Origin of the sequence: Bacteroides hominis (assembly GCF_033042785.2) — a bacterium.
Taxonomy (GTDB): domain Bacteria; phylum Bacteroidota; class Bacteroidia; order Bacteroidales; family Bacteroidaceae; genus Bacteroides; species Bacteroides hominis.
In genome coordinates, this window is sequence record NZ_CP178829.1 from 2,883,398 (window position 1) to 2,907,818 (window position 24,421).

At 42.9% G+C, this 24,421-nt stretch carries 18 protein-coding genes and 4 pseudogenes; 13 read left to right on the forward strand and 9 right to left on the reverse strand.

What is annotated here, in order from left to right:
* Window positions 1-68 precede the first annotated feature (68 nt).
* Window positions 69-1,661: a RagB/SusD family nutrient uptake outer membrane protein gene (locus tag R3O62_RS12070; RefSeq protein ID WP_032536353.1), complete on the forward strand. Its 1,593-nt coding sequence runs from the start codon at window positions 69-71 to the stop codon at window positions 1,659-1,661.
* A gap of 135 nt (window positions 1,662-1,796) precedes the next feature.
* Here the strand turns inward: R3O62_RS12070 and R3O62_RS12075 are convergent, their stop codons facing one another.
* The 4 genes and pseudogenes from R3O62_RS12075 to R3O62_RS12090 all read right to left on the reverse strand — a co-directional run bounded on the left by R3O62_RS12075 (window position 1,797) and on the right by R3O62_RS12090 (window position 6,131).
* Window positions 1,797-3,296 (reverse strand): L-lactate permease, encoded by a 1,500-nt coding sequence (locus R3O62_RS12075; protein ID WP_165015354.1) that lies wholly within the window; start codon window positions 3,294-3,296, stop codon window positions 1,797-1,799.
* A gap of 127 nt (window positions 3,297-3,423) precedes the next feature.
* A pseudogene (locus R3O62_RS12080) lies at window positions 3,424-3,510 on the reverse strand (IS982 family transposase); the annotation flags it as partial.
* A gap of 138 nt (window positions 3,511-3,648) precedes the next feature.
* Window positions 3,649-3,810: a cysteine peptidase family C39 domain-containing protein gene (locus tag R3O62_RS12085; protein ID WP_005809124.1), complete on the reverse strand. Its 162-nt coding sequence runs from the start codon at window positions 3,808-3,810 to the stop codon at window positions 3,649-3,651.
* Window positions 3,807-6,131 carry a TonB-dependent receptor plug domain-containing protein gene (locus R3O62_RS12090; RefSeq protein ID WP_317472627.1) on the reverse strand — a complete coding sequence of 775 codons (2,325 nt, stop codon included), beginning with the start codon at window positions 6,129-6,131 and terminating at the stop codon, window positions 3,807-3,809. Before R3O62_RS12090 ends, R3O62_RS12085 begins: the two co-directional genes overlap by 4 nt.
* 148 nt (window positions 6,132-6,279) lie before the next feature.
* Between R3O62_RS12090 and R3O62_RS12095 the strand changes: the two are divergent.
* A pseudogene (locus tag R3O62_RS12095) lies at window positions 6,280-6,618 on the forward strand (transposase); the annotation flags it as partial.
* A 230-nt stretch (window positions 6,619-6,848) separates the two neighbouring features.
* Here R3O62_RS12095 and R3O62_RS12100 read toward each other — a convergent pair.
* Window positions 6,849-8,297 (reverse strand): DUF3868 domain-containing protein, encoded by a 1,449-nt coding sequence (locus tag R3O62_RS12100; protein WP_032536319.1) that lies wholly within the window; start codon window positions 8,295-8,297, stop codon window positions 6,849-6,851.
* 54 nt (window positions 8,298-8,351) lie between these two features.
* Complete coding sequence (locus R3O62_RS12105; protein ID WP_032531925.1) at window positions 8,352-8,939, reverse strand: DUF3575 domain-containing protein; 588 nt, start codon at window positions 8,937-8,939, stop codon at window positions 8,352-8,354.
* A 267-nt stretch (window positions 8,940-9,206) separates the two neighbouring features.
* Between R3O62_RS12105 and R3O62_RS12110 the strand changes: the two genes are divergently transcribed.
* From R3O62_RS12110 to arsM, 5 genes are all read left to right on the forward strand, one after another.
* Window positions 9,207-10,751 (forward strand): acyl-CoA carboxylase subunit beta, encoded by a 1,545-nt coding sequence (locus R3O62_RS12110; protein WP_317472626.1) that lies wholly within the window; start codon window positions 9,207-9,209, stop codon window positions 10,749-10,751.
* Between the two features lie 18 nt (window positions 10,752-10,769).
* On the forward strand, window positions 10,770-12,281 hold the full coding sequence (gene accC / locus R3O62_RS12115) for an acetyl-CoA carboxylase biotin carboxylase subunit (RefSeq protein ID WP_014298606.1): 1,512 nt from the start codon (window positions 10,770-10,772) through the stop codon (window positions 12,279-12,281).
* A 13-nt stretch (window positions 12,282-12,294) separates the two neighbouring features.
* A complete protein-coding gene (locus R3O62_RS12120; protein ID WP_005809115.1) occupies window positions 12,295-12,819 on the forward strand; it encodes a biotin/lipoyl-containing protein in 525 nt (174 codons plus the stop codon).
* A gap of 211 nt (window positions 12,820-13,030) precedes the next feature.
* The gene (locus R3O62_RS12125) at window positions 13,031-13,357 is read left to right on the forward strand and encodes an ArsR/SmtB family transcription factor (protein WP_005776397.1); all 327 of its coding nucleotides are present in this window, start codon (window positions 13,031-13,033) and stop codon (window positions 13,355-13,357) included.
* A 116-nt stretch (window positions 13,358-13,473) separates the two neighbouring features.
* Complete coding sequence (gene arsM, locus R3O62_RS12130) at window positions 13,474-14,304, forward strand: arsenite methyltransferase (RefSeq protein ID WP_005809113.1); 831 nt, start codon at window positions 13,474-13,476, stop codon at window positions 14,302-14,304.
* A 109-nt stretch (window positions 14,305-14,413) separates the two neighbouring features.
* Here the strand turns inward: arsM and R3O62_RS12135 are convergent, their stop codons facing one another.
* Window positions 14,414-15,673, reverse strand: a complete 1,260-nt coding sequence (locus tag R3O62_RS12135) for a metal-dependent hydrolase family protein (RefSeq protein ID WP_032531869.1) — start codon at window positions 15,671-15,673, stop codon at window positions 14,414-14,416.
* A gap of 451 nt (window positions 15,674-16,124) precedes the next feature.
* Here R3O62_RS12135 and R3O62_RS12140 point away from each other — a divergent pair, with 451 nt between their 5' ends.
* Together R3O62_RS12140 and R3O62_RS12145 are read left to right on the forward strand one after the other, a co-directional pair.
* Window positions 16,125-17,780, forward strand: a complete 1,656-nt coding sequence (locus tag R3O62_RS12140) for a hypothetical protein (protein ID WP_005809109.1) — start codon at window positions 16,125-16,127, stop codon at window positions 17,778-17,780.
* A gap of 25 nt (window positions 17,781-17,805) precedes the next feature.
* A complete protein-coding gene (locus tag R3O62_RS12145; protein WP_005809107.1) occupies window positions 17,806-19,395 on the forward strand; it encodes a hypothetical protein in 1,590 nt (529 codons plus the stop codon).
* 158 nt (window positions 19,396-19,553) lie between these two features.
* Here the strand turns inward: R3O62_RS12145 and R3O62_RS12150 are convergent, their stop codons facing one another.
* Both R3O62_RS12150 and R3O62_RS12155 read right to left on the reverse strand, forming a co-directional pair.
* A complete protein-coding gene (locus R3O62_RS12150; protein WP_005809105.1) occupies window positions 19,554-19,760 on the reverse strand; it encodes a hypothetical protein in 207 nt (68 codons plus the stop codon).
* A 216-nt stretch (window positions 19,761-19,976) separates the two neighbouring features.
* Complete coding sequence (locus R3O62_RS12155) at window positions 19,977-20,513, reverse strand: hypothetical protein (RefSeq protein WP_227559354.1); 537 nt, start codon at window positions 20,511-20,513, stop codon at window positions 19,977-19,979.
* A gap of 215 nt (window positions 20,514-20,728) precedes the next feature.
* Here R3O62_RS12155 and lpdA point away from each other — a divergent pair, with 215 nt between their 5' ends.
* The 4 genes and pseudogenes from lpdA to R3O62_RS12175 all read left to right on the forward strand — a co-directional run.
* Window positions 20,729-22,078, forward strand: a complete 1,350-nt coding sequence (lpdA, locus tag R3O62_RS12160; RefSeq protein ID WP_317472624.1) for a dihydrolipoyl dehydrogenase — start codon at window positions 20,729-20,731, stop codon at window positions 22,076-22,078.
* Entirely contained in the window at window positions 22,078-22,809 is a 732-nt protein-coding gene (locus R3O62_RS12165; RefSeq protein ID WP_317472622.1) for a lipoate--protein ligase family protein, read from the forward strand. The genes lpdA and R3O62_RS12165 overlap by 1 nt, the downstream gene beginning before the upstream one ends.
* A gap of 252 nt (window positions 22,810-23,061) precedes the next feature.
* Window positions 23,062-23,208: pseudogene (locus R3O62_RS12170) on the forward strand (biotin/lipoyl-containing protein); the annotation flags it as partial.
* Window positions 23,209-23,406: 198 nt separating this feature from the next.
* Window positions 23,407-24,399: pseudogene (locus R3O62_RS12175) on the forward strand (dihydrolipoamide acetyltransferase family protein); the annotation flags it as partial.
* Window positions 24,400-24,421 lie beyond the last annotated feature (22 nt).

The following is a 24,421-nucleotide window of genomic DNA, read 5'->3' on the forward strand; positions in this document are numbered from 1 at the left end:
ATAGTATGCTTCAGCTCGATTTAATCATGAATAAATCATATATAGTAAAGTATAAAATAATAGATGATATGAGAACAATACGATTTAACAATAACAGACGTATCTCCTCTTCTCTTTTTCTTCGGAAAGAGGGTAGGAGAGAGACTTCCGTGAGTAATGCCTCCGGAGATAAGATCCCTAAAGGTAAGGTTCCCTTTCTCCTTCTCTTCTTTCTTTTGTTTCTGGGGAGTTGCAGCAGTGACTTCTTAGACAATAAGCCGACAGATGCCGTAGATTCCGGTCTCGTACCCGTGCCTTCGAATGCCGAACGCATCTTTAACGGTGCGTGGTACAATCTGTTCGAATATGGTACCACTTATGCCAACATCGGCTATCGTGCTTTGATGTGTCAGGACGACATGATGGCTGATGACGTAGTTTCACGTCCCATGTATGGGTTTAATTCTTCTTATCAGTTCAACGACGTGGTGATGCCTTCCGACGGGCGTACCACTTTTGCCTGGTATCTGATGTATAAGACCATTGATAACTGTAATACGGCCATTTCTATCCAAGCTACCGGGGATGATGATACACCGGAATTCCGGCATGCCCAGGGACAGGCACTCGCCGTACGTGCTTTCTGTTATCTTCATTTGGCACAGCATTATCAGTTCACCTATCTGAAAGATAAGAATGCTCTTTGTGTGCCGTTGTATACCGAACCCACCAATCCGAATACCAAACCTAAGGGGAAGGCGACTCTTGAAGAGATTTATACACAGATCATTAATGACCTTAACCGTGCCAAAGGGCTTCTTGACGGCTATGTACGTCCGAACGACAAGTCGAAATATAAACCTAACACCGATGTGGTAAACGGACTCCTGGCCCGTACTTATCTGCTCACCGGACAGTGGGACGAAGCTGCCAAAGCCGCGCTTGAAGCAGCCAAAGGATATACTTTGATGACGGATGCCAAAAACTATATGGGTTTCAACGATATATCGAATACCGAGTGGATCTGGGGACATCCGCAATCTGTCAGCCAGTCCGATGCCAGCTATAACTTCTATTATCTGGATGTGGTGGAACCCGATTCATATAATAGTTTTATGGCCGATCCGCATTTCAAGGATACTTTTACCGAAGGTGATATCCGTCTGGAATTGTTCCAGTGGATGCGTGAAGGTTATCTGGGATACCGCAAGTTCCGTATCCGCTCTGATCAGACGGGAGATATTGTCATTATGCGTTCTGCCGAGATGTATCTGATAGCTGCCGAAGCTTTGGCACGTAAAGGTCAATTGGGCGAAGCGGTAAAACCGCTTAACACTTTAAGGAATGCCCGCGGACTGACTGACTATGATCTTACCGGAAAAACACAGGAACAGGTGATTGACGAAATTCTGATGGAGCGTCGTCGCGAATTGTGGGGCGAAGGATTTGGCATTACTGATGTTCTACGTACGCAACGTCCTGTGGTACGTGTGGCACTGACTGATGTGGAAGCTGCCAAGGAGTACGATTGTTGGCAGCAGAACGGCACTTTCAAGAAGTATCATCCGGAAGGACATTGGTTCACCAGCTTCCCCGATGGAACGAAGTTTGTGCCCAATAGTAAGTATTATTTGTATTCTATTCCTGAAAAAGAGACGAATGCAAATACGAATCTGAAATAAGAAACCATAGTCAACTGATTTTATATAACCTGTTTCTGAAAAATCAGATAGATTAATACAATAGACAAAAGGTGTGTCATAACTCTGCGGTGAATAAGAGTTGCGACACACCTTTTTTATCAATACCGTTAATGGTTAACTGAATATATACACAATGATTCCCGTAATGACTACATAAGCCAGTGCATATGGAATGGCTGCTTTCAGGATTTCTCCTTCTTTCCCTTGTTGGTTTCCTGCCGATGTAGCGATGGCGATACTTTGAGGAGAGATGATTTTGCCTCCTGTCGCACCTACCGTATTGGCTGCTGATAACCAGTCCGGACTGACATTGATATGTCCTGCTACGCTGGCTTGCAGCTTTCCGAAGAGGATGTTCGAGGATGTATCACTTCCGGTGATGAAGGTACCCAAACAGCCGATAACCGGAGCAAAGAGAGGGTAGAGGCTTCCGGTGGCTGTGGCGAGTGCAGTGGCAATCACGGAAATCATGCCTGCCGTATCCATAATGGTAGATAACCCCACCAGGCAGATAACGGTGACGAACGTTTTCTTTAATTGTTTCACCGTGTTCCATAAAACGACAAACAGCTCTTTCACTTTGGCTCCCTGTATCAGACCGCCTACAAACGTGCCTACGAAAAGCAGAACTCCGGCATGTGTCAGCCAGGCGATGGTATAGTTCACGGTGGAGTCATTGATGGGGAGGCTGATGCGTGTCACCCAGTTATTTTCAAGCGTACTTCGGAGTCCCGGGAAAAGCGGACTGGTCAGTATGATCAGTAACAAAATCAGCAGATAAATGCTCCAAGCGTTTAGGATATCTTTACCCTTCAACATGCTTTTCTGTTCTTTCTCTTTTTTCGGAGAGGTCAGTTTGCCATAAATAACGATAACGATGATAGACAAGATGCTGCCGATGATAGCCGGTGATTCCGCCCCCATATATCGGGCCGCAACGTACTGGCTGCCTAAAGATACAGCGCCTACCAGCAGTGCCAGAAATAGGTTTTTGGGTAATGATTTTATTTTCGGGTCGGTCAGGAAGAGCAGTACCAACGGTATCAGGAACATTAGTACGGAAAGTTGCAGTACGACGTTCGTACTCAGCACCTGTACATCCAGATTGGTTTCTTTGGCGAGTACCAGCACCGGTGTACCTATGGCACCGAAAGCCGTAGCCACACTATTGGCAATCAGGCTGACGGTAGCTGAAAAAATGGGTTTGAATCCCAGACTGATCAGGATAGCGGCGGGGATGGCAACAGCTGTACCAAAACCTGCCATAGCTTCAAGCAACCCTCCGAAACCCCAGGTAAGGAGCAGTACCTGGATACTTTTATCGGTAGAGATGGAAGAGAATTGTTGTTTGATAATCTCCATTTTCTCTGTTTTCAGCAATACATTGTAGCTGAAGATAGCCATTAGGATGATAATCAGGATGGGAGAAACCGCTTTCAGTGCACCGTATACGAATGAAAATACCAAGTTGTCTGCCGCATAATGGAATCCGAAAAGAGCTATCAGCATAGTTACTATGAGGGAGATGACGCTACTTTTGTCACCCGGCATTTTAAAAAATGCCATTAATACAATCAAGAGCAATACCGGAACGATGGCAAGGATCAATGTCATAATTGTCTGTTTTTAATAGTTGATGTTTAAGTTAAGATATTGATATAACAAAACCGGAACCTGTTTTGACGGATGAAATAATTATTTTTTTGCTGTATAGCGGTAAATAACGTGAGTTCGATATAATCTAAAACATGGCAAGCTGCCTGTCCTTGATAATATTAACATCAATGGCAGGCTTCTTTTCAAAGAAACAGTAAGCCGCAATGGCAGCTATGTGAAATAGATACTCAGATCTATTGTTTCGTTTTGTGTGATTTTTGAAGAATTACAAAGTGATTTTTATTTGAATGAAGAATGCAAGGAGTAATTGAATTTCTGTGAGTTCTTGGATTGTAGACTTGCGACTATATTAAAGATTGCGCGATAGCATAGATACGCCATTCCATAATTCGGCAATTTTATCGCGTGTCAGATTATGGCCATAATAATGCGAGATCATAGCCAGACAGGCTGTGCCACAATCCATCGCATTATATTGAGAATAAAACTTAAACTTTTTACATTTACTCATTTACGATCATTATCGAAATAAGTGTTTACCTTCTCCATCCGTTTTGATTTACCTGCCGTGAAATAGTAATTGATCCGGAACATGAAACCTTTTGAATTAAGCTTAAAATAGTCTCTTTGTGAATAAGTATCACTAATAGTATGCACCACTTCTGCTGATTCCACTATGGATTGATAGCCTGCAAAAACGTTGAGATTCAATTTGTCAAAATGCTTCATTATGAAGATGGCGTTAATTGAACGAAGTGGAGCTATATATCCTGTAGTAGTAAGAGTCTTACTATTATATGATCCGTAAGTGCCGCAACCGAATCCCATTGGAAAAGCAAGCATGACAGTTCCGCCGAGTTTATACAGAAAATTACTTCGCTTAACGCCATTGTAGCCCATAATCTCATAAGCCGCACTAAGCTCAGGGTCAATGCTAATCGCTCCACCAAGGAAGTTGAGTGAACCATTGATTCTCAGACCCGCTCTCTCAAGCTTACCTCCGTTTGTAAATGTGCTTATTGTGTTTAGCTCATTGTCGTGTAAAATTTGGTTTACTATCAGATTATTACTTTTATGATAGTATGGTATAGTGTTGATGGTTATGGCATCCGTTCTATAAGTGTATGTTAGTTCAAACACTTTGTATTGTTGGAGTTTGAGATTGGGGTTGCCTCGTGATATGGTCTTTTCGTCATCTTTTATTTCATACGGTGCCATCATCCATGCTGATGGATAGTTTGTAAGGTATTTGAATTCAGCTTTCAGAGTGTTTTCATTATTTATTTTCATTATAGCAGCAGCCGTTGGCATAAGTGTAAACTGTGAACTGGAGCCATAAGCTTTGTCCTTAAACTCGTTTGCATTTACTTCGCCTTTTGCACCGACTCTAAATTGAAACTTGCCAACAGAGGCGTTTAGATCGGCAAATAGGTTACAACGATAGTTCTTCAGGTTATTTTCGTTCGGCTCATTGTTGAGCGAACCTTTAAAATCCTGAAAATAGCCTTGCACGCCTGTGTTGAGATGAAAAACGTCACTTAAAACGTTATTGTACTCTACTCGTAACGTAGTCGAAAATTTATTTCCCAATTCACGATTCATAAAAGGCTGAGTTCCATCCTGATATTTAGTATCAACATCTTCAATCGCATCCATAAAGCCGAAATTGGCATTAATAGAAAAGTAATCCTTCGCCTTATTTTTCATCGAATGGCGATAATATAACGTATAGTTACCCATCCAGTACCTATTGGCAAAACGAGTGTTAAACGGCGAAAGATCGTACTGCTTCCCGTCAATGATATTGAAGGCTGAATAATCAATATCTTTACGAGTACGAACCTGCTTAGTGCTGGTGGTGATATTGAAAAAGTCACGTGGGGTTATTTGGTAGTCGAGATTAAGACCGATGTCATGTGTCATTTCAAAAGGTTTAGCCGAATATCCAATTTTTCCATATAGTTCGTCCGTTAATTGGTCGGTACGTTGTTGTTGGATATCGAATGGATTGGCACGGTAATAGTTATCATAAGACATTTTTAGTCTCACTTTGTCCGATCCCCACGTTACTCCCACATAAGTGTCGTTAGAGCGTAAATCTAATTTCAGCGTTTCTTCAACATCAACCGAAATGCCTTTTTGAGCCTTAGGTTTGAGTATGATATTAATAATACCGTCATACTCCACTTCCGTGCCACTTGACGGCGAAGTAATCACCTCTACTTTTTCCACATCCCTGAAGTTGATTGAGCGCATATCTACCGAAGTTCCGGTATTCACGCCATTAAGCAATACAAGGGTATTCTCTTTACCCATAATTCTTATTTTCCGGCTTAGTTCATCTACAGCAATTTCCGGTATCTTACGCATAAGATCAGTAGATGTATATACATTCTTTAACCTGAGACTGTCGATAATATAGGACGTTTTGTCTACAGATACCCGGGTTCTGTAATTACCCAATACGGTTACTTGATCCATCTCCATGCTGAGCTCTATCGCTTTCAGAGGGATGACGCCCAAATCAATTTCCCGTTCAATCGCTTGTTCATCAAGAACAATATTTTTAGTAAAATATCCGTTATTGCTTATTACAACCTGACAACCGCCTTTATCTATTTTGATCTTATCGAATGCAAAAGAGGCATCTTCCGATTCAACCATACCGGTAAACAGCATCTTATTGTTGTTGTCGATAACGCTTACAAGCGTCATCGTAACAGGAGCAAGCGTTAAGCTATCTACGGTTTGACCTTTGAGTTGAATCTCTTTTGAAAAAACATTATTTAAACTCAATGTAAGATATAATAATACAAGCAAAGTGTTTTTCATTATCCTAAGTTTGACGTGAGTTCGATATAAGTATTAAATTATGTCTCTGAATAATAGTAACGTGGCGATAAAAGTATTAAATTTATAGTGCTAAATTATAACATTAAAAACAATTACTGCTATATTTTCAGAGGCTAAAGTTACATAAATATATTGTTTGGCTGGCGATTTCCTCCATAAATTTGCATTATAGCAAGAAAAATATACGATTAGGTTTATTCCGGTACTTATGAACCGGAATAAACCTAATCGTATGAATGATGATGAAATCACGGTCATCCTTATCTTATTCCACTCGGGAGGTTTCCGTTGTTTTAGGCATTATTACAAGGAATATGTTTGCAAACATCTGGTATATTTTTTCCAAAACCGTATATCTTGCAGGCGTTTCGTGGATTCCACCCCACTTCGTGTGTGTTGTAATCAACGCATACTGATTCATGAAACTTTTAGAGGGCATGCCGAACGTGGAAAATGTTCCATGGGGTGATAATAACTTTATTGCTAATTCACTCTGCCATTGCGGCTTACTGTTTCTTTAAAAAGAAGTCTGCAGTTGATGTTAATTTTTTCAAAGACAGGTAGTTTTCTATGTTTTAAGTTATATCGAACTCACGTTAAATAAAAAGGTGTAGCCCTCCGCATGGAAAGGCTACACCCTTTGGTCCGGATAGCTACACCCTTTTCATCGGATGGCTACACCCCAATGCCGGGGATTTATTTTTTCTTCATATTCAAGATCTGTTGCAGCTGCTGCAGGTTGGCTTTAGCGGCCTCGTTACCCATCTGGGCAGCTTGGTTGAAGGCAGCGACAGCACGTTGTACATCTCCATTGAGGAAGTTGTATACACCTACGTTATTGATGAATTCTGCTGTTTGATGGTTGGCTTTATCCATATACTTGATTGCGTTTTCCAGATCTTTCTTGGTCAGTGATACGGCGGCGGCATTCAGGTTGGCTACTTCATCGTTCGGATACATACGTACAGCGATGTCGAATACATTCACGAAGTCGTTGCTTCCTTTTGGATAGCTGTTGGCCACCTGATACATCTCATTCAGACTCAAGTATTTCGGGTTGACTTTTATCACCACCCGTCCTTGCTCTACATCGAAGTTGGCTACGGTGTAGTCTATCTTGCAGTTCACTTTGCGGAGTCCGGGATAAATCTCTTTCAACATCGTACGGTAGGGTACGCCTCCGTCCACGCGCATGATTTCCTGTTTGCGGCGTGCATCGTCAGTCGTATTCTTGATGATACCGATAAATTTATCTTTATCCTTCATTGACGATTTTTCCAATGCTTGTACCAATCCGTCCCAGTTTTCACCACCAAAAGTTACTTTGTAAAGTTTGCCGGGAACTTTTTCGTTGGTAGTCAGATAATTCTTCAGAGCTTCGGCACGTTTCTGCGACAGTTGTTCGTTGAATTTCAACGGACCCTCCGGTGAAGCGAATCCTTCGATACTGATTTCTGTTACTGTCAGGTTCTTGTCATTCTGAATCTTGTCGAACATAGCATGAATGTTCATCAGCTCTTTGTGGTTATTCATGAATTCCGGTTGGATAACAGCTTTGCTTACAGGGAAATCGAGGTGGGCCTCATATTGCTCGCTACGGTTTTTCACAACTTCTACGGTAGGCTGAATATAAGCAACCACCGGTACCATGGCGCTCAGGCGTTTGGCTTCGGTAGAGACATCGTTGGTGATCAGTTCCTGTGCGAGCATCTCTTCGTTATTGCCGCATCCGCAGAGGTTTTCAACCAAATTCAGTGAGGCATTTGCCATCCAGGGTTCATAAGGGATCACTTGGGCATAATTGAGTACTTCTCTTTTATTATAAGGCACCACGATACCGGCAGGCAGTTCGCGGCTGATGGCTAATCCGCGTAAGTAAGCTTTCTGACGGCGTTTACCGTTAATGATGATCTCTTCCAGCGCTACGTTGTGCTGTCCGTCTGTCAGGAGCGGAGTAAGTGTGAGCATACGTTCGGGACTGACCGTTAGATTCTTCATATCGACCTGCATGTCTACATAAAGCGAATTGCCTTGTTGCCACAGCGAAACATCGGATAGACTGATGGCATCTTTAAAGAATTTCTGGGCACTGGCCGGCATAACAACTGCGAGGGCCAAGAGGAAATATATGATTTTTCTTTTCATTGTTACTATTGATTTAGTTTTTTATAATTGGTTCCGGAGAATGTGTGGGGGGATTTACTTGATAGTATAAATAATGCTGAGTCCTATTTTCGTCGGACCGAAATAGTTCTTGTTGTTATGTCCCAGCTTTTCACCACATTTGCCACACGCATATTTATCGTAGTTCAGGCGGGCATATCCTGCACCGATGGTAGCTTCCATACTCCAGCGATTCTTGAGTATCCAGTGGTAACCGTAAGAGATACCTGCACCGTATATCTTACCGTCATAGCGGTAGTTGCCCAATCCGAAGATGTCGAGATTGCTCATGTTGACATCGGCGTAATGGCCGTGCAGGCCGAAAAAGCTACCGTTGAAACGTTCGCAAAGCCAGTAACGGAGTTCGGGTTGTACCAGCCAGTGCTTGATTTGTCTGTTTTTGGAGAATTTCCAGGGGTTGTAGTTGCCCGATACGTCAAGAGTAAGTTTTTTCGCCAAAGCCACTTCAAATCCCAGGTTCGGAGTACTGGTAGCCCAGTAGAGGGCGTTGGTTTTGATGGCAAACTTGGGCAGATAAGTTTTTGTTCCCTGCTCTTGTGCATGTATGCCTGTGGCAAACACAAGCAGGAAGCATGCTGCTAAAAAAAGTTTGATTGTTCTCATTTTCATTTTGGTCTAGGTTTTTACATAAACTATTTGCGAGATTAAACGTCTGAGAGGGGAAGTTTGTTGACTCATACTCAAAATAATGTTATAGGACATGCACGCTAACATTTTTAAGCAAATAATTGTTATCCTAATAAAGTCGGGATTCCAAACTTTTCATTTTCTCCGGGAAAGAGGATGAAAATAAACAAGCAATTGTAATTTGGATTACATCTATTCTCTTTTTTACATGCTAACTTTACATATACTTTAAAATAATAGCCTATGAAAGAGCTTATCAATCGCCTGGAAGAACTGAACAGGCAAGCTGAAAAAGGTGGCGGAGACGCCCGTATCGAGAAACAGCATTCTGTCGGAAAACTGACGGCACGTGAGCGCATCGACCTGCTTCTGGAGAAAGGGTCATTTATTGAACTCGATAAACTGGTAACCCACCGTTGTACCGATTTCGGTATGGAGAAACAGAAGATTTCCGGTGACGGGGTTGTGACCGGATACGGAATGATCGGCAAACGGCTTGTCTATGTTTTTGCTCAGGATTTTACCGTTTTTGGCGGTGCACTGTCCGAAACGTATGCCAAGAAGATTTGTAAAGTGATGGATATGGCTATGCAGATGGGGGCACCCATCATCGGACTGAACGATTCCGGAGGAGCCCGCATTCAGGAAGGAGTCCGTTCGTTGGCCGGTTATGCGGAGATATTCCTACGCAATTCTTTAGCCTCGGGTGTCATTCCGCAGATCAGTGCCATCATGGGTCCGTGTGCGGGCGGGGCAGTCTATTCGCCTGCATTGACCGATTTTATCCTGATGGTCAAAAACTCCGGTTATATGTTTATTACCGGTCCCGATGTGGTAAAAAGTGTTACGCAGGAGGAGGTCAGCAAAGAAGATCTGGGAGGGGCGGATGTCCATACCATGAAGTCGGGGGTGGCGCATCTTTCTGCCGAAAATGATATTGAATGTATCAATTACATCCGTGAACTGATTTCTTATCTGCCCGGCAATAATATGGAGGAACCTCCGTTTGTGGCTACCACCGATTCTCCGACGCGGTTTACGCCCGAACTATCGGAACTCGTGCCTACCAACCCCAATCAGCCATACGATATAAAAGAGATGATCCGTGCCGTGGCGGATGATAATAGTTTCTTTGAATTGCAGGAAGAATTTGCCCGTAACATCGTTATCGGCTATATCCGCCTGAACGGGAAAACGATAGGAGTGGTGGCCAATCAGCCGTTGGCATTGGCCGGAACACTTGATATCAATGCTTCTATCAAAGCGGCACGTTTTGTGCGTTTCTGCGATGCGTTCAATATTCCGTTGCTCACGCTGGTCGATGTGCCGGGGTTCCTTCCGGGTGTGGATCAGGAGTATGGCGGCATTATCCGTAACGGTGCTAAACTGCTTTATGCTTATTGCGAAGCCACTGTACCTAAAGTGACTGTCATTACCCGTAAAGCTTATGGCGGTGCTTATGACGTAATGAGTTCCAAGCATATCAGGGGAGATGTAAATCTGGCATACCCTACTGCCGAGATTGCCGTAATGGGGCCGGACGGTGCGGTGAATATTCTGTTCCGCAAAGAGATTGACAAAGCCGCAGATGCCGAGGCGAAAAGAAAAGAGCTGCAGGATGATTATCGCAGTAAATTTGCCAATCCGTACCGGGCTGCCGAATTGGGCTATGTAGACGAGGTTATCGACCCTGCCATTACACGTATGCGCCTGATACGCAGTTTTGAGATGCTCGCTAATAAGCGGCAGTCCAATCCACCGAAGAAACATTCAAACCTTCCACTTTAAAGCAGAGGAGAACATCGTATGATAAAAAAGATATTAGTTGCGAACCGTGGCGAGATTGCCATGCGTATTTTCCGTACCTGTCGGGTGATGAATATTGCTACGGTGGCTATTTATACCCGCGTAGACCGTGGTGCCTTGCATGTACGTTATGCCGAAGAGGCTTATTGTATCTCCGATTCGCCGGAAGATACCTCTTATCTGAAGCCGGAGAAGATTCTGCAGATTGCTAAAAAGACGGGAGCTGCCATTCATCCGGGATATGGCTTTCTGTCTGAGAATGCGGACTTCGCCCGTCGTTGTGAGGAAGAAGGGGTTATCTTTATTGGTCCGAGTGCCGATATTATTGCCCGAATGGGTATTAAGACTGAGGCCCGCCGGATTATGCGTGAAGCTGGTTTACCGATCGTACCGGGCACGGAAGATCCGGTGAAAGGCATTGCCGAAGCCAAAAAGGTGGCTGCCGAAGTAGGCTATCCCATCATGCTGAAAGCACTTGCCGGAGGTGGTGGGAAAGGTATGCGTCTGGTACGCAGTGAAGAGGAGATGGAAACCGCACTTCGCCTTTCGCGATCCGAAGCCGGAACTTCATTTGGCAACGATGCCGTTTATATTGAAAAATATATCGAGAATCCGCATCATATTGAGGTGCAGATACTGGGCGATAAATATGGCAATGTGATTCATCTGTACGAACGTGAATGTTCCATTCAACGGCGTAACCAGAAAGTGATCGAAGAGTCGCCTTCTCCTTTTGTGAAGCCCGAAACACGAGCCAAAATGCTGAAGGTGGCAGTGGAAGCCTGCAAACGAATCAACTATTACAGTGCCGGAACGCTGGAGTTTATGATGGACAAAGACCAGAACTTTTATTTTCTGGAGATGAACACCCGTCTGCAGGTAGAGCATCCGGTGACGGAAGAATGTACGGGAGTGGATTTAGTGCGAGACATGATTCTGGTGGCTGCGGGCAACCGCCTCCCTTACCGGCAGGAAGATGTCGAATTTCGGGGTGCTGCCATCGAATGCCGCATCTATGCCGAAGATCCTGAGAATAACTTTATGCCTTCACCCGGGGTGATTACTGTCCGTGAGGCTCCCGAAGGGCGTAATGTTCGTTTGGACAGTGCTGCCTACGCCGGCTTTGAGGTTTCTCTACATTACGACCCGATGATTGCCAAACTTTGTTGTTGGGGGCGTAACCGTGATTCTGCCATTTCGAATATGGCCCGTGCACTGCGAGAATACAAGATTTTAGGTATCAAGACTACGATTCCTTTCCACCAGCGTGTGTTGAAGAATGCGGCTTTCCTGAAAGGAGAATACGATACTACTTTCATCGACACCCGTTTCGACAAGGAAGACCTGAAGCGCAGGCAGAATACCGATCCGACTGTAGCGGTGATTGCTGCTGCGCTGAAGCACTATGAAGAAGAAAAAGAGGCTGCTTCACGCGCCACTACGCTTCCGGTAGTAGGAGATTCGCTTTGGAAATATTATGGCAAGTTGCAGATGACTGCCAATAACTATTAAACTCAGAATGATTATGACAACAATATTAGCAACCTATTATGCCAAGATACAGGATGTGCCCGACAGTGAATATAAAGTGGAGATACTGGAAGACGGGCCTGTGAAGAAAGTGGCGGTCAACGGAAAAGTATATGATGTGGACTATAATGTAGGAGGTGATTCTATCTATTCCATCATCATCAATCATCATTCGCACGGAGTACAGATATCTCCGACTTCCCATTCCTCCTATACCATTATGAATAAGGGGGAACTTTATCAGATTGAACTGAAAGGGGAGTTGGAAAAGATTCATAATGCCCGTAACGGAGCAGATGTCGTAGGACGTCAGGTGGTTGTGGCTCCTATGCCGGGTGTTATCCTGAAAACTTATGTGAAGAAAGGAGACGAAGTGAAGAAGGGTGATCCGCTATGTGTGTTGGTCGCCATGAAGATGGAGAATGAAATTCGTTCGGTGGCTGATGGGGTGGTGAAAGAGATTTTTGTGGAAGAAAATACGAAAGTGGGATTAAATGACCGCATCATGGTGGTTGAGTAACAAACAGGTATTTAAGAGGTAGGGGCTCTGGAAGTTTTTATTTCAGAGCTCTTTTTATGTGTATTGTTATCTTTCATTGAAATAGATATAGTTAGCTTTTGGAGACCGGTATAAGATATTCTTAATCATTCCTAAAAAGAACTTGCTTCGTTTTGTCAATTCAGAATCTGTTCGTTGTTTTGCGAACAATAAACAATGGGAGAATGATAAAGTGAAAACAAAGCAGTACACAGAAAAGCAGGAGCAGCTTGCCCGCTTTGCCAAGGCTATGGGACATCCGGCGAGGATTGCTATCCTTAGTTTCTTAGCGAAACAGGATAGTTGTTATTTCGGGGATATCCATGAAGAGTTGCCTATTGCCAAGGCAACCGTCTCACAGCATTTAAAAGAACTGAAAGATGCAGGATTGATTCAGGGAGAAATAGAAGCGCCTAAAGTTCGGTATTGCATCAACCGTGAGAACTGGGAGTTTGCCCGGTTGTTATTCGTAGAGTTTTTAAACGATTGCACCTGTACCGGGACATCATGTTGTGGGTAAAGGGATTTTTTTTATGAAATCTGTTCGTGTATTTACGAACAGATATTCTTGCAATACGATTTTAATGAAGAGTATCGGATACGGAAGATTATAGTATGATTAAAAATGAGAACAAGATGGAAAAGAATCAGATAAAAAACAATCAAGATTTAAAGGAGTTAGTGAAACAACGTTATAGTGAGCTCGCTCTGAATGCAGAAGAGCTGAAAGGTTGCTGTTGCGGTAGAAACCCCTTGGCTGCTTCAAAAAAAGTATTTACCATAATGAGTGAGGACTATACAAATTTGAAAGGTTATGAACCTGATGCGGATTTAGGGGTCGGCTGCGGATTACCTACACAATATGCCAATATCAGTGAAGGTGATACAGTGGTTGATTTAGGTTCGGGAGCAGGGAATGATTGCTTTATTGCCCGTGCGGAAGTAGGTGAAAGCGGTAAGGTCATTGGTATTGACTTTTCCCCTCAAATGATAACAAAAGCACGTAACAACGCACTTAAACGGGGATATGCCAATGTGGAGTTCTTGGAAGGTGATATAGAGAATATGCCTTTACTGGATAATACGGCAGACGTCGTTGTGAGCAACTGTGTACTTAATCTGCTTCCTGAAAAGAATATTATTTTCAAAGAGATTTATCGTGTGCTGAAGCCTGGCGGACATTTCTGTATATCCGATGTTGTACTTAATGGAACATTCCCCAAAAAGTTTACTGATAATGCGGCGATGTATGCAGGGTGCATCGCAAGTGCTATTCAAAAGGAAGATTATTTGCAGGAGATAGAAAAGGCCGACTTTGTGGATATTCGTATTGCGAGGACTAAAACGGTTCTTATTCCTGATGAAGTGTTATATGAACATCTGGATGAAGACACGATCCGAAAGTATAAATCCGGAAATGTCGGGATTTACTCAATTACAGTAACGGGAGAAAAACGATCTGTGTAATATGCGGATTCTTAATTCTTTCCGTTTAAATGGATATAATTCCGGTTATCGCTGATTCTGCGTTAACCGGAATTTTATTTGGAGGGGAGTCGGGCTTTTCTACGTGAGATTAAATTTTATTCTTGTATATTGTTCCTCCCTTCATAATCATTGCGAAATTTCTTTCCGGATCGCCCAGTAGTGTAATGTCTTTCAGTACATCTCCATCCACCAGGATTAAATCGGCCCAGGCTCCTTCTTCTATACTGCCTAACTTTCCTGGATAGGGGTTTCTTGCACCGGATAAGGCCAGTAACTCCGCATTATCATGTGTCACCATTTTAAGAATTTCAAAATTGCTGAACCATTTCTGTAATTTGAGGATACCTTGGTTCTGGTTTTTCGTATTGGCCGGATTGAATAGTAAATCTGTTCCCCATGCCAACTTGACCTTATATTTCTTTGCCAGTTGATATGTCTGGTCTGTACCCTGAACTACTAAAGCATGTTTCTCCTGCTGTTCTTTCGTAGGGAACTGATTATCTCCCAAAGTGAAAGGCTGCATACTGAGCCATATCTCTTTTTTCGCAATCAGTTCCATAGTCGCCTCATCAATCAGATGTCCGTGCTCAATACTTTTTACTCCCGCATGGATAGCTCGTTGAATAGCTCTGGGCACATAGACATGCACCATTACATAGGTTCCCGCATCTTCTGCCGCTTTGACAGCAGCATGAATTTCTTCTTCAAAAAACTGTGTGTCTTCCAACCGATCGTATAGAGAAGCAACTCCGCCGCCTGTCATCAACTTGATCTGGCTGGCTCCTAAGCGGAGATTGTTGCGTGCGGCAACAGTTACGGCATCCACTCCATCGGCAATAATGGCAGCACCTATCTCTTCCGTATGCGTTAATCCGCAACAATCGAATGGACGCGGTTCGTCATACACCGCTCTGAAATCTCCATGTCCTCCTGTCTGAGAGATAAGGGAACCGCTTGGATAGATACGTGGTCCGGAAAGAATCCCTTCATCAATGGCCCGTTTTAGTCCGAAGACCGGACCACCGGCATCCCTGATGGTCGTAAATCCGCGTAGTAGCGTGGCCTCTGCTTCCTGTCCGGCTTTGAATTGTGTATAAGCGGTGTCAGCAGTCAGCAGATCCATCATTGTATTGCATGACATATAAGCATGCCAGTGTGCATCGATTAGTCCGGGCATCAGGAATTTTCTCTTTCCGTCGATGATAGTGGGATTACTAATTCCGATAGGGATCGGAGTTTCTGAAATGGCTTTAATCCGGCTGTTTTCTATCAGTACATTTCCCTGGATAGTCTGCTCGTGGCTGCCATCGAATATTTGAACGTTATTGATTAAAATACTTTTATCCATGATACATCGTGAATGGGTGAATACTGGTGGTATAACCCGTGAGGGAAGGTATTGGTTTACTTACCGGGATGATAAACTTCGTTAACCGGGAAATACTGCGTCTGTATTCTAAAAAACTTTACTAAATATGGAGTGCCCTTCTGTCTGATGATTTTGATTACTCTATATGCTGTTTTATGTCTTGTCATTATTAAAATAGAATATTTTTCTTGTCCGGAATAATTAAAATGACCTAATTAGAAAGTTCTAATAACTTTCCACATTGTACTATTTACAGTACTTTCATGCATAGATTACTTCTTTTTGATAGACTGTATATTAACCTTAATTACTGTTGATTTGAACCTATTCTTTTTGCTGTACGTTCTCTTTTTATAGACGAAGTAATTGAACCCGTCACATTTCAGCCGGTAAATGTGGCATATTGTCTCACTATTAAACACATATGGATATGAAAACTTTATTCATTTTTCTATTTGTTTTGCTTGCATTCTACTCCTGCGATACGGACGAACCGATCAGTGCAGAGGATTTATCGGCTGCAACCGTTATGAATATGGATGATGTCGATGTAGCTTCCCGTCCGGGAAACTACTTAATCTGGCTCAATGGAACGAGTGCGGAAACAAAGAAAGTTGCAGTTCGACTGCAAACCGTGAACCATTACGACAAGATGATATCTTTTAATGATCTACCTGGTACAGATAAGCTGGCAACGTTGGAATCTATGGCAAAAGATACATTGAACGACCTGACAATTGTAGGCAATGTCGCTGACTTTTTAGCAGGTACTTATAATTTTGAAATGATACAGGATATCCGTCACAATCGTCAGGGAGTGATTTTAATTGCCAAAGATGGTAAGGAGGAAGATTTGAAGGAACAGATGCTGAAACTTTTCGGACTTTATGTAGATAAAGGGTATTATAAAGTTAGCTTCCCGCGCGAGCAGCGTTATGCTTATTATGACACAAATGATCCGGACGCTTTGAAGAAACTCTGTGGCACGAATGGTCTTAACCCCCATACCCGTAGTATGCTTTCTTCTCCCGGTCCAACGGATGATCCTTCTGCCCCTGAAGTTACCGAACGGGCTTTGCATGCTATGAAGAAAATTTATATCAGTAACCGGTTCTATGTTTATACCAGTGATTACAAGTATCATATGACTGGATATGAAACGTTGTTACCTTATACTGCTGAAACAAGGAATTATGCTCCAAGGGAAGATAAAAGGTATGATGGGATGGTTGACAGAGAATGGACTATTGACGCTTATAATTTACGTATTTATGCGCCAACCAATGGAGATAATATGCTTGCTGTTTACAGTTCGGGTGGCAACGGATTTTCTAACAGGCTCGATAATTCATTGGTATCTTTGAATAATCCCCCCATGTATGAACTCTGGGCACTGATATGGGGATTACGGAATAATGCTTATACAAAGATTAATATCCGTGACGACGAACAGTCTCAATTAGATCTCAAATTGGTTGATTTTGCACCAGGACTGCCGCAAACTGAGAGTACCATTGAACATGCGTATGAAAAGAGTGTAGGGTTTGATTTGGGAGCGAGTCCTGTTTTAAAGGGTGAGTATCGTTGGGGAAAGTCTATCATCTATCAGCTGGCGGAAATGACCCGTGAAGTGACCCGTACGATTACCGATGCTGAGATGGATTATTGCTGGAAATGGTATCCTGAAATCCTTTTCAAGGGGAATAAAGCAATGAAAGCAGATGGTATGATCGATGGGGTTGCCATGATTTCGCCCGCATGGTATGATATTCTCTACAACCATGTGGCGGGAACCCCGGGCACGGATAATGTTTTTTGCGATTATAACAATGACTTGCAGTTTAACCAGAATTTGCTCAATTACAATCAGGAATGTGCTATTACTGCTCGTACAACCGGCGCGTCGGCAGGTGTTGTAGCCATTGAAATAACTGACGGAATGGTGTTACAGCGCGGAGGAGCCTGGTTCACGAGTTGGGGAGCCGCAGTGATTCATCCTTTGCCAAGTAGTGCCGGCACTGCTTATGATGCCACAGTAGATGTGCATAAAACAACTACGGTGTGGATTGACTATAATAACTGGTAAAACGAACCATTAAAAAAAGATTATTATGAAAACAAAAATGATATATATGCTACTTCTGTTCTCAAGCATTCTTTTAGGGGCATGTGTTAGGGATATTATCGATGATGTTCCGGTGCCTGATGAAGATAATGAGATCGATAAGAAAGATGTAGTCTTGGTACGCATGGGAACTGATGATGCGGAAGTGAAAGATATTACTTCCCGTTTGTTCAACAACATTCCCACTTCCTGGGAAATAGGGAAAAAGACAATTGTGGACTATGATAAGATGACAAATCCTGAGACAGAACTCGATGCCGATATCAAGAATCCGGATATCTATGTGACGGTTATCCTGAATATCAAAGATGTTGTTTCCGGTAAATATCCGGTCTCTCTGTTCCGCATGCTGAAGTTCTATAAGAGAGATTTCTATGTTATTGCCACTCAGGATACTCCGGAACAAAAGAACGAAATGCTTTCATTAATAGGAGTTTATATGGAGCCGGGTTATTATGCCATTAATTATGATAATGTGCAGCATTACCGAATCTTTCCTTCTGCCGATCCATATGCCAAAAACAATATGATTGGTAAGGGAGCGGCCTCTTTCAACCAGCAACTGTTGACCCGTTCTGCGGATATTTTGCCCAAAGGTACCGATCCGGATCCTGCATATAATGCACAAATGGCAGATAAGGAGGCTTTGAAGCGGATAGAAATTTATAACCGTATCTACGGTTATGCTCAGGGGGATATGAACTATTCCATGCAGGCGGTTCCTTATAAGATGAAAGAGGGGGCAGCACCCGATGTGATTATAGATAACTCCTGGGCGATAGATGCCTATAACTTCCAGATATACAGTAAGAACAACAATTGTATATTGAGTATAACGAACGACGCGGGAAATGGTTTCACTGCTAATATCAAAGACTATACAACGCCCAAAGGAGCCAATGTCTATGCTTACATCTGGAACCTGATGCGGGAAGCCTCCAGTGAGATCACTGTCCATTCGGATGGGGGGATTTTCCGGGAAATCAGTTATCAGCCGCAAACGGTGAATCATGGAACCAACTATACAGAGAATTCTTTTTGGAAAGTATCTGTATCCGTATCACCTGCTGAACTGGAAGAAAAACCTTGGAAGGCTTTCAAAGTATCGTTTGGCAAGGAATCGTCTACTGAAATATCTTATAAAACATTGTCGATGGATTACTCTTGTAAAGGACAATATGGCAATGGGTTATACAGTAAACTCTGGCAGTTTATTCCCGGAGAGTTTTATGATAGAGCAGAAGCCTTTGTTTACGAAACGAGCGAGGGGTTGCGGTGGATTGATGCTGCGCAGGCAATGACTCCCAATTATGTAACATGGGGGGGCTGGACTCTTCGCCAGAATTATCTGGCTCACATCAACAATAGTATGAAGCTCCATCGGCAGCAGTGTATTTATTCTCTGGAAGCTGATGCGCAACCCGGAGTTGTTTCTGTTGCCATTACCGATGCTATCAATTTGCAAAAGACTTATGTGCATTATAACTGTGGTATTCGCTATGGACACGATTCGGCTAAAACGGATCTCAAAATGTCGAAGATGGTTTGGATTGATTTCGGGCAGTGGGACAATTGAAACATCTAATTAATACGGAAACAGTTATGCGAAATCTCTGTTACAATACGGATATGTGTAGCCCTTATATACCTTATTCAGATGAGAAGTGAAGTGTTTCAGTCGGTCGCCATCTCCCCGGAAAGGAGGTGGCGACATTGTCTGTAAATGTTGCTTTTTTAAATCTTTGTTAATTGCTTGGGTGAGCCATGCCAGGAACACCCCAAGCAATATACTTCCGTAAAGTCGAATCCCTCAGTTGAGGCTTCCGGATATTTGGGGACTACTGTTCCATTTTGGGTGATGTATACTAATAACCGCTCTCCTTGGCTGTTTTTTACGTACATACCAGCGATTTTGCACTGGGGACAGAGTAATTTCTTCATATTACTAAAAATGGATTCTTTGATAAAATGTTATTTTATAATTGTTTTTATCTGTATGCCTATAAATCGGATGACATTCAACAAGCTCTTTAGATATCAGCTCTCTGCAAATATGAATAGCAGATTTAGTAAAACTACTTCTATCTAATTATTTTGAGAAGAGATATTCCTATTCTTTGGTTATCTGCCAAAGATTTTTCTGTGGTCTGCCATCACTTATTGATCGCATTTCAACAGGGCTTGCCTATAAATAATTTTTCTATTTGGAATATCATAAATTTCGGTGACCGAACCCTTCTTTTTACCCTGTTCTGATATATATTTATCCAGCGCAGGATATACTTTGATAAAACCAATAAATATGGAAAGCCCGTTTTTGAGTGGAAGTTCAGCTGTTGCATAGTCTTCTGACGGTAGAACTTTTATTTTGTACATGCATTCGTTGATAGACAAACGGTTAGTGTCTTTAGACTCAATGATGCAACCGATTTCCGAACGTAGCTTATCCTTGGCTATTTCTTTCGGATTATCATAAAAGATACCTATGCCTCTGTTGGCTTCTATTTTAAGTTTGTGCAACAAGTAATAATAGATCTTGTTGGTTATTGCTTTAGTCTGTTTATAGTCGCCTGTTACTTCTTGGTAGACAATAGTTTCTCCACCGGACTTTTGGGTACTTACTTTAATCTCGGAGAATCCGCCCAAGTAAGCATAGAGCCCCAGCAATAATACTAAAAGGATTATGATTAACATCAACAGTGTCATTTCTTCTTTTTATTAATGATAATGTTATGACCATTTTTAATGGATGCTGCAAAAGTACATATTTCCTTCTTATGTTTATGGTAAAAAAGCGACTTGTTACTTTTGTTCTCCTTCTTCATATGAAAGATACAGGATTAACTTAAAACTAAGCTCTATCCTTTTTTGTTGTTAATAGTAGGAATAACTTAAAAAATTATACGATTATGAAATATGATATAGCTATCATTGGCGGGGGACCCGCTGGATATACCGCTGCCGAGCGGGCAGGAGCAAACGGATTACGTGCCGTTTTGTTTGAGAAAAAAGCAATGGGTGGCGTGTGTCTCAATGAAGGATGTATTCCTACGAAGGCATTACTCTATTCTGCCAAGATACTTGATAGCATCAAGAGTGCCCCGAAATATGGTGTCTCTGTAGATAGTGCTCCCACATTTGATATGGAAAAAATGATTAACCGGAAAAATAAGACGGTACAGAAACTGACGGGTGGGGTAAGAATGACGGTGAACTCTTACGGAGTGAACATTATAGATAAAGAAGCGGTGATAGAAGGTGAGGGTGAAAATGGCTTCCGCATCTATTGTGACGGAGATGTTTACGAGGCGACCTATCTGATGGTTTGTACAGGATCGGATACAGTGATTCCTCCTATAAAGGGGCTTTCGGATATAGATTACTGGACTTCGCGTGAAGCATTGGACAGTACCGTTCTTCCCTCTTCACTTGCCATTATCGGTGGGGGAGTAATCGGAATGGAATTTGCTTCATTCTTTAATAGTATGGGCGTCAGGGTACGGGTTATCGAGATGATGCCGGAAATTCTCGGAGTAATGGATAAAGAAACGAGTGCCATGTTGCGTGGCGACTATACAAAGAAAGGTATAAACTTCTATTTGAATACAAAAGTAACAGAAGTGAGTGATAAAGGGGTGACAGTGGAGAAGGATGGAAAGAGCTCGTTTATTGAAGCGGACCGGATATTGGTAAGTGTAGGTCGGAAAGCTAATATCACTCAGGTAGGATTGGATAAACTGAATATCGAATTACACCGGAACGGTGTAGTAGTGGATGAACATATGTTGACCTCTCATCCACGTGTATATGCTTGTGGTGATATTACCGGTTATTCACTGTTGGCACATACCGCTATCCGTGAGGCAGAGGTGGCTGTTAACCATATTTTGGGTATAGATGATCCAATGAATTATAATTGTGTTCCCGGTGTGGTTTATACTAATCCTGAACTTGCCGGCGTTGGTAAAACAGAGGAAGAATTGATGGCTAAGGGTATTTATTATCGGGTACAGAAGCTTCCAATGGTTTATTCGGGACGTTTTGTTGCCGAGAATGAATTAGGTAACGGACTCTGCAAACTGATTATCGATCATAATGATCGAATTATCGGTTGTCACATGCTGGGTAATCCGGCTTCGGAAATTATTGTCGTGGCGGGCATTGCTATCCAACGGGGCTATACGGTCGATGAATTCAGAAAGAGTGTTTTTCCACACCCGACAGTCGGTGAGATTTATCATGAAACACTGTTTGCCTGATGCGTTTCATCAACAGTTTTTCAACGGATGCCGGTTTTAACTTGGCTGCTGAGGAGTATTTGCTGAAACAGGGTACGGAAGATGTATTCATGCTTTGGCAAAGTGCTCCTTCCATAATTATCGGTAAGCATCAACGGATGGAAGCGGAAGTAAATTTAACGGTAGCAGGTGAAAAACAGATCCCTGTATTCCGCCGTTTTTCCGGTGGTGGCGCAGTATATCACGATCTGGGTAATATCAATCTTACATTTATTGAGACTACCCGCCTGGCACGTTTTGAGACTTATCTGGAGAAAACGATTACAATGCTGAGTGCTGCCGGAGTGACAGCGACGGGTGATGAACGGTTGGGTATTTATGTCGGTGGGCGAAAGGTTTCGGGCAGTGCGCAATGCGTACATCGCAATCGTGCGATGTATCATTGCACATTGCTGTATGATACGGATTTGAAACTGCTGAATACACTGCTTGCCGTAGCCCCGTCAGAGGAAAATATCAGATTACATCCTTCTGTACGTTCGGTCCGTAGTGAGGTGACGAATCTGAAAGAGTATTTTTATCCGGCTATACCTACAGATAGGTTCCGGAATTGGATTTTCAGATATTTTGCAGAGACATCGGTCTCCGAGGGATTCAACAAGGCAGAACAAACAGTCATTGAAGAGTTGCGCGGGAACAAATACAATGCACTTGATGAAGAGTCATACAGGCGATCTACCAGACCTCGTTAATCAAAATATAAAGTTTTTAGCTTACCGGTCTCCCGATATATGCGTTGAATGTATGTACTATTAAGGTAGTAATAGGAGTACTTTGATTCCGGATTGAATTATAAACAGTTTTCTCAGATGCTTATTAATCTTCTTTTTTCAAGCTATTACTTAAAAAAAACACTAACTTAAAACATTCTTTTTCAAAATCTTGTTCTACTTAAACAAGTGAAAGAATAAATAATTGTATGTATGGCAAGATTCGAAATAAAAATGCCCAAACTGGGCGAAAGTATTACCGAAGGAACCATTCTGTCATGGTCGGTACAAGTGGGCGACAGGATCAATGAAGATGATGTGCTTTTTGAAGTAAACACCGCTAAGGTGAGTGCGGAGATCCCTTCTCCCGTTTCCGGAAAGGTGGTGGAGATATTGTTTAAAGAAGGTGATACTGTGCCCGTGGGCACTGTAGTTGCTATTGTAGATATGGATGGAGAAGACTCCGTAGAAACATCGGAAACTGAAGGTTCCGCGGAAGATACATCTGTTTCCGAAGCGGCGGAAGTTTCAAGTGCCGCGTCTGCTCCGAATGTGAAAGCGGAAACTACTGTCTCGAAAGTAGAACGTTGGTACTCACCGGCAGTGCTCCAACTGGCACGGGAGGCAAAGATTCCCCAGGAAGAACTGGATGCGATCCCCGGGACAGGTTATGAAGGACGGTTAAGTAAAAAAGATATCCGTCATTATATTGAAATGAAAAAAGGTGCTCCGGTTGCCGATGCCCCTGTTGCGGTGTCTTCAGCGGTTAAGGTGAACACTCCTGCTTCTTCACCTGCGACTCCGGTTGCTGCTGAAATGCCAAAGAAACCTGTAGCTGTGGCTTCCCAGTCCCTCAGCCCCTCTGTTTCGGACGCATCGGTAGAGGTGAAAGAGATGGATCGTGTTCGTCGCATTATCGCCGACCATATGGTGATGTCGAAGAAAGTTTCTCCGCATGTGACCAACGTGGTTGAAGTCGATGTCACCCGGTTGGTTCGCTGGCGTGAAAAGAATAAGGATGCCTTCTTCCGTCGTGAAGGGGTGAAACTTACTTATATGCCTGCCATTGCTGAGGCTACGGCGCAGGCATTGGCTGCCTATCCGCAAGTGAATGTGTCTGTGGATGGATATAACATTCTGTATAAGAAACATATTAATGTCGGCATTGCGGTTTCTCAGGATGACGGAAACCTGATTGTCCCTGTGATTCACGACGCTGATCGCCTGAATCTTAACGGACTTGCCGTAGCTATCGATTCGTTGGCGAAAAAGGCCCGGGTGAATAAGCTGATGCCCGATGATATTGACGGAGGTACGTTTACAATTACCAATTTCGGCACTTTTAAGATGTTGTTCGGTACGCCAATCATTAACCAGCCGCAGGTAGCAATACTTGGCGTGGGAGTTATCGAAAAAAAGCCGGCCGTAGTGGAGGCTCCCGAAGGCGATGTGATTGCCATTCGTCATAAGATGTACTTGTCGCTCTCTTACGATCATCGGGTGGTGGATGGTTCGCTGGGAGGTAACTTCCTGCATTTCATTGCCGATTATCTGGAGAACTGGAAAGAGTGACTGCTGTGTGAAACTAACTAAA

Excerpts from the sequence above, each read along its gene's own strand:
- R3O62_RS12070 (WP_032536353.1), top strand. The coding sequence starts at position 69 with ATGAGAACAATACGATTTAACAATAACAGACGTATCTCCTCTTCTCTT.
- R3O62_RS12075 (WP_165015354.1), bottom strand. The coding sequence starts at position 3,296 with ATGACATTGATCCTTGCCATCGTTCCGGTATTGCTCTTGATTGTATTA.
- R3O62_RS12085 (WP_005809124.1), bottom strand. The coding sequence starts at position 3,810 with ATGAGTAAATGTAAAAAGTTTAAGTTTTATTCTCAATATAATGCGATG.
- R3O62_RS12090 (WP_317472627.1), bottom strand. The coding sequence starts at position 6,131 with ATGAAAAACACTTTGCTTGTATTATTATATCTTACATTGAGTTTAAAT.
- R3O62_RS12100 (WP_032536319.1), bottom strand. The coding sequence starts at position 8,297 with ATGAAAAGAAAAATCATATATTTCCTCTTGGCCCTCGCAGTTGTTATG.
- R3O62_RS12105 (WP_032531925.1), bottom strand. The coding sequence starts at position 8,939 with ATGAGAACAATCAAACTTTTTTTAGCAGCATGCTTCCTGCTTGTGTTT.
- R3O62_RS12110 (WP_317472626.1), top strand. The coding sequence starts at position 9,207 with ATGAAAGAGCTTATCAATCGCCTGGAAGAACTGAACAGGCAAGCTGAA.
- accC (WP_014298606.1), top strand. The coding sequence starts at position 10,770 with ATGATAAAAAAGATATTAGTTGCGAACCGTGGCGAGATTGCCATGCGT.
- R3O62_RS12120 (WP_005809115.1), top strand. The coding sequence starts at position 12,295 with ATGACAACAATATTAGCAACCTATTATGCCAAGATACAGGATGTGCCC.
- arsM (WP_005809113.1), top strand. The coding sequence starts at position 13,474 with ATGGAAAAGAATCAGATAAAAAACAATCAAGATTTAAAGGAGTTAGTG.
- R3O62_RS12135 (WP_032531869.1), bottom strand. The coding sequence starts at position 15,673 with ATGGATAAAAGTATTTTAATCAATAACGTTCAAATATTCGATGGCAGC.
- R3O62_RS12140 (WP_005809109.1), top strand. The coding sequence starts at position 16,125 with ATGAAAACTTTATTCATTTTTCTATTTGTTTTGCTTGCATTCTACTCC.
- R3O62_RS12145 (WP_005809107.1), top strand. The coding sequence starts at position 17,806 with ATGAAAACAAAAATGATATATATGCTACTTCTGTTCTCAAGCATTCTT.
- R3O62_RS12150 (WP_005809105.1), bottom strand. The coding sequence starts at position 19,760 with ATGAAGAAATTACTCTGTCCCCAGTGCAAAATCGCTGGTATGTACGTA.
- R3O62_RS12155 (WP_227559354.1), bottom strand. The coding sequence starts at position 20,513 with ATGTTAATCATAATCCTTTTAGTATTATTGCTGGGGCTCTATGCTTAC.
- lpdA (WP_317472624.1), top strand. The coding sequence starts at position 20,729 with ATGAAATATGATATAGCTATCATTGGCGGGGGACCCGCTGGATATACC.
- R3O62_RS12165 (WP_317472622.1), top strand. The coding sequence starts at position 22,078 with ATGCGTTTCATCAACAGTTTTTCAACGGATGCCGGTTTTAACTTGGCT.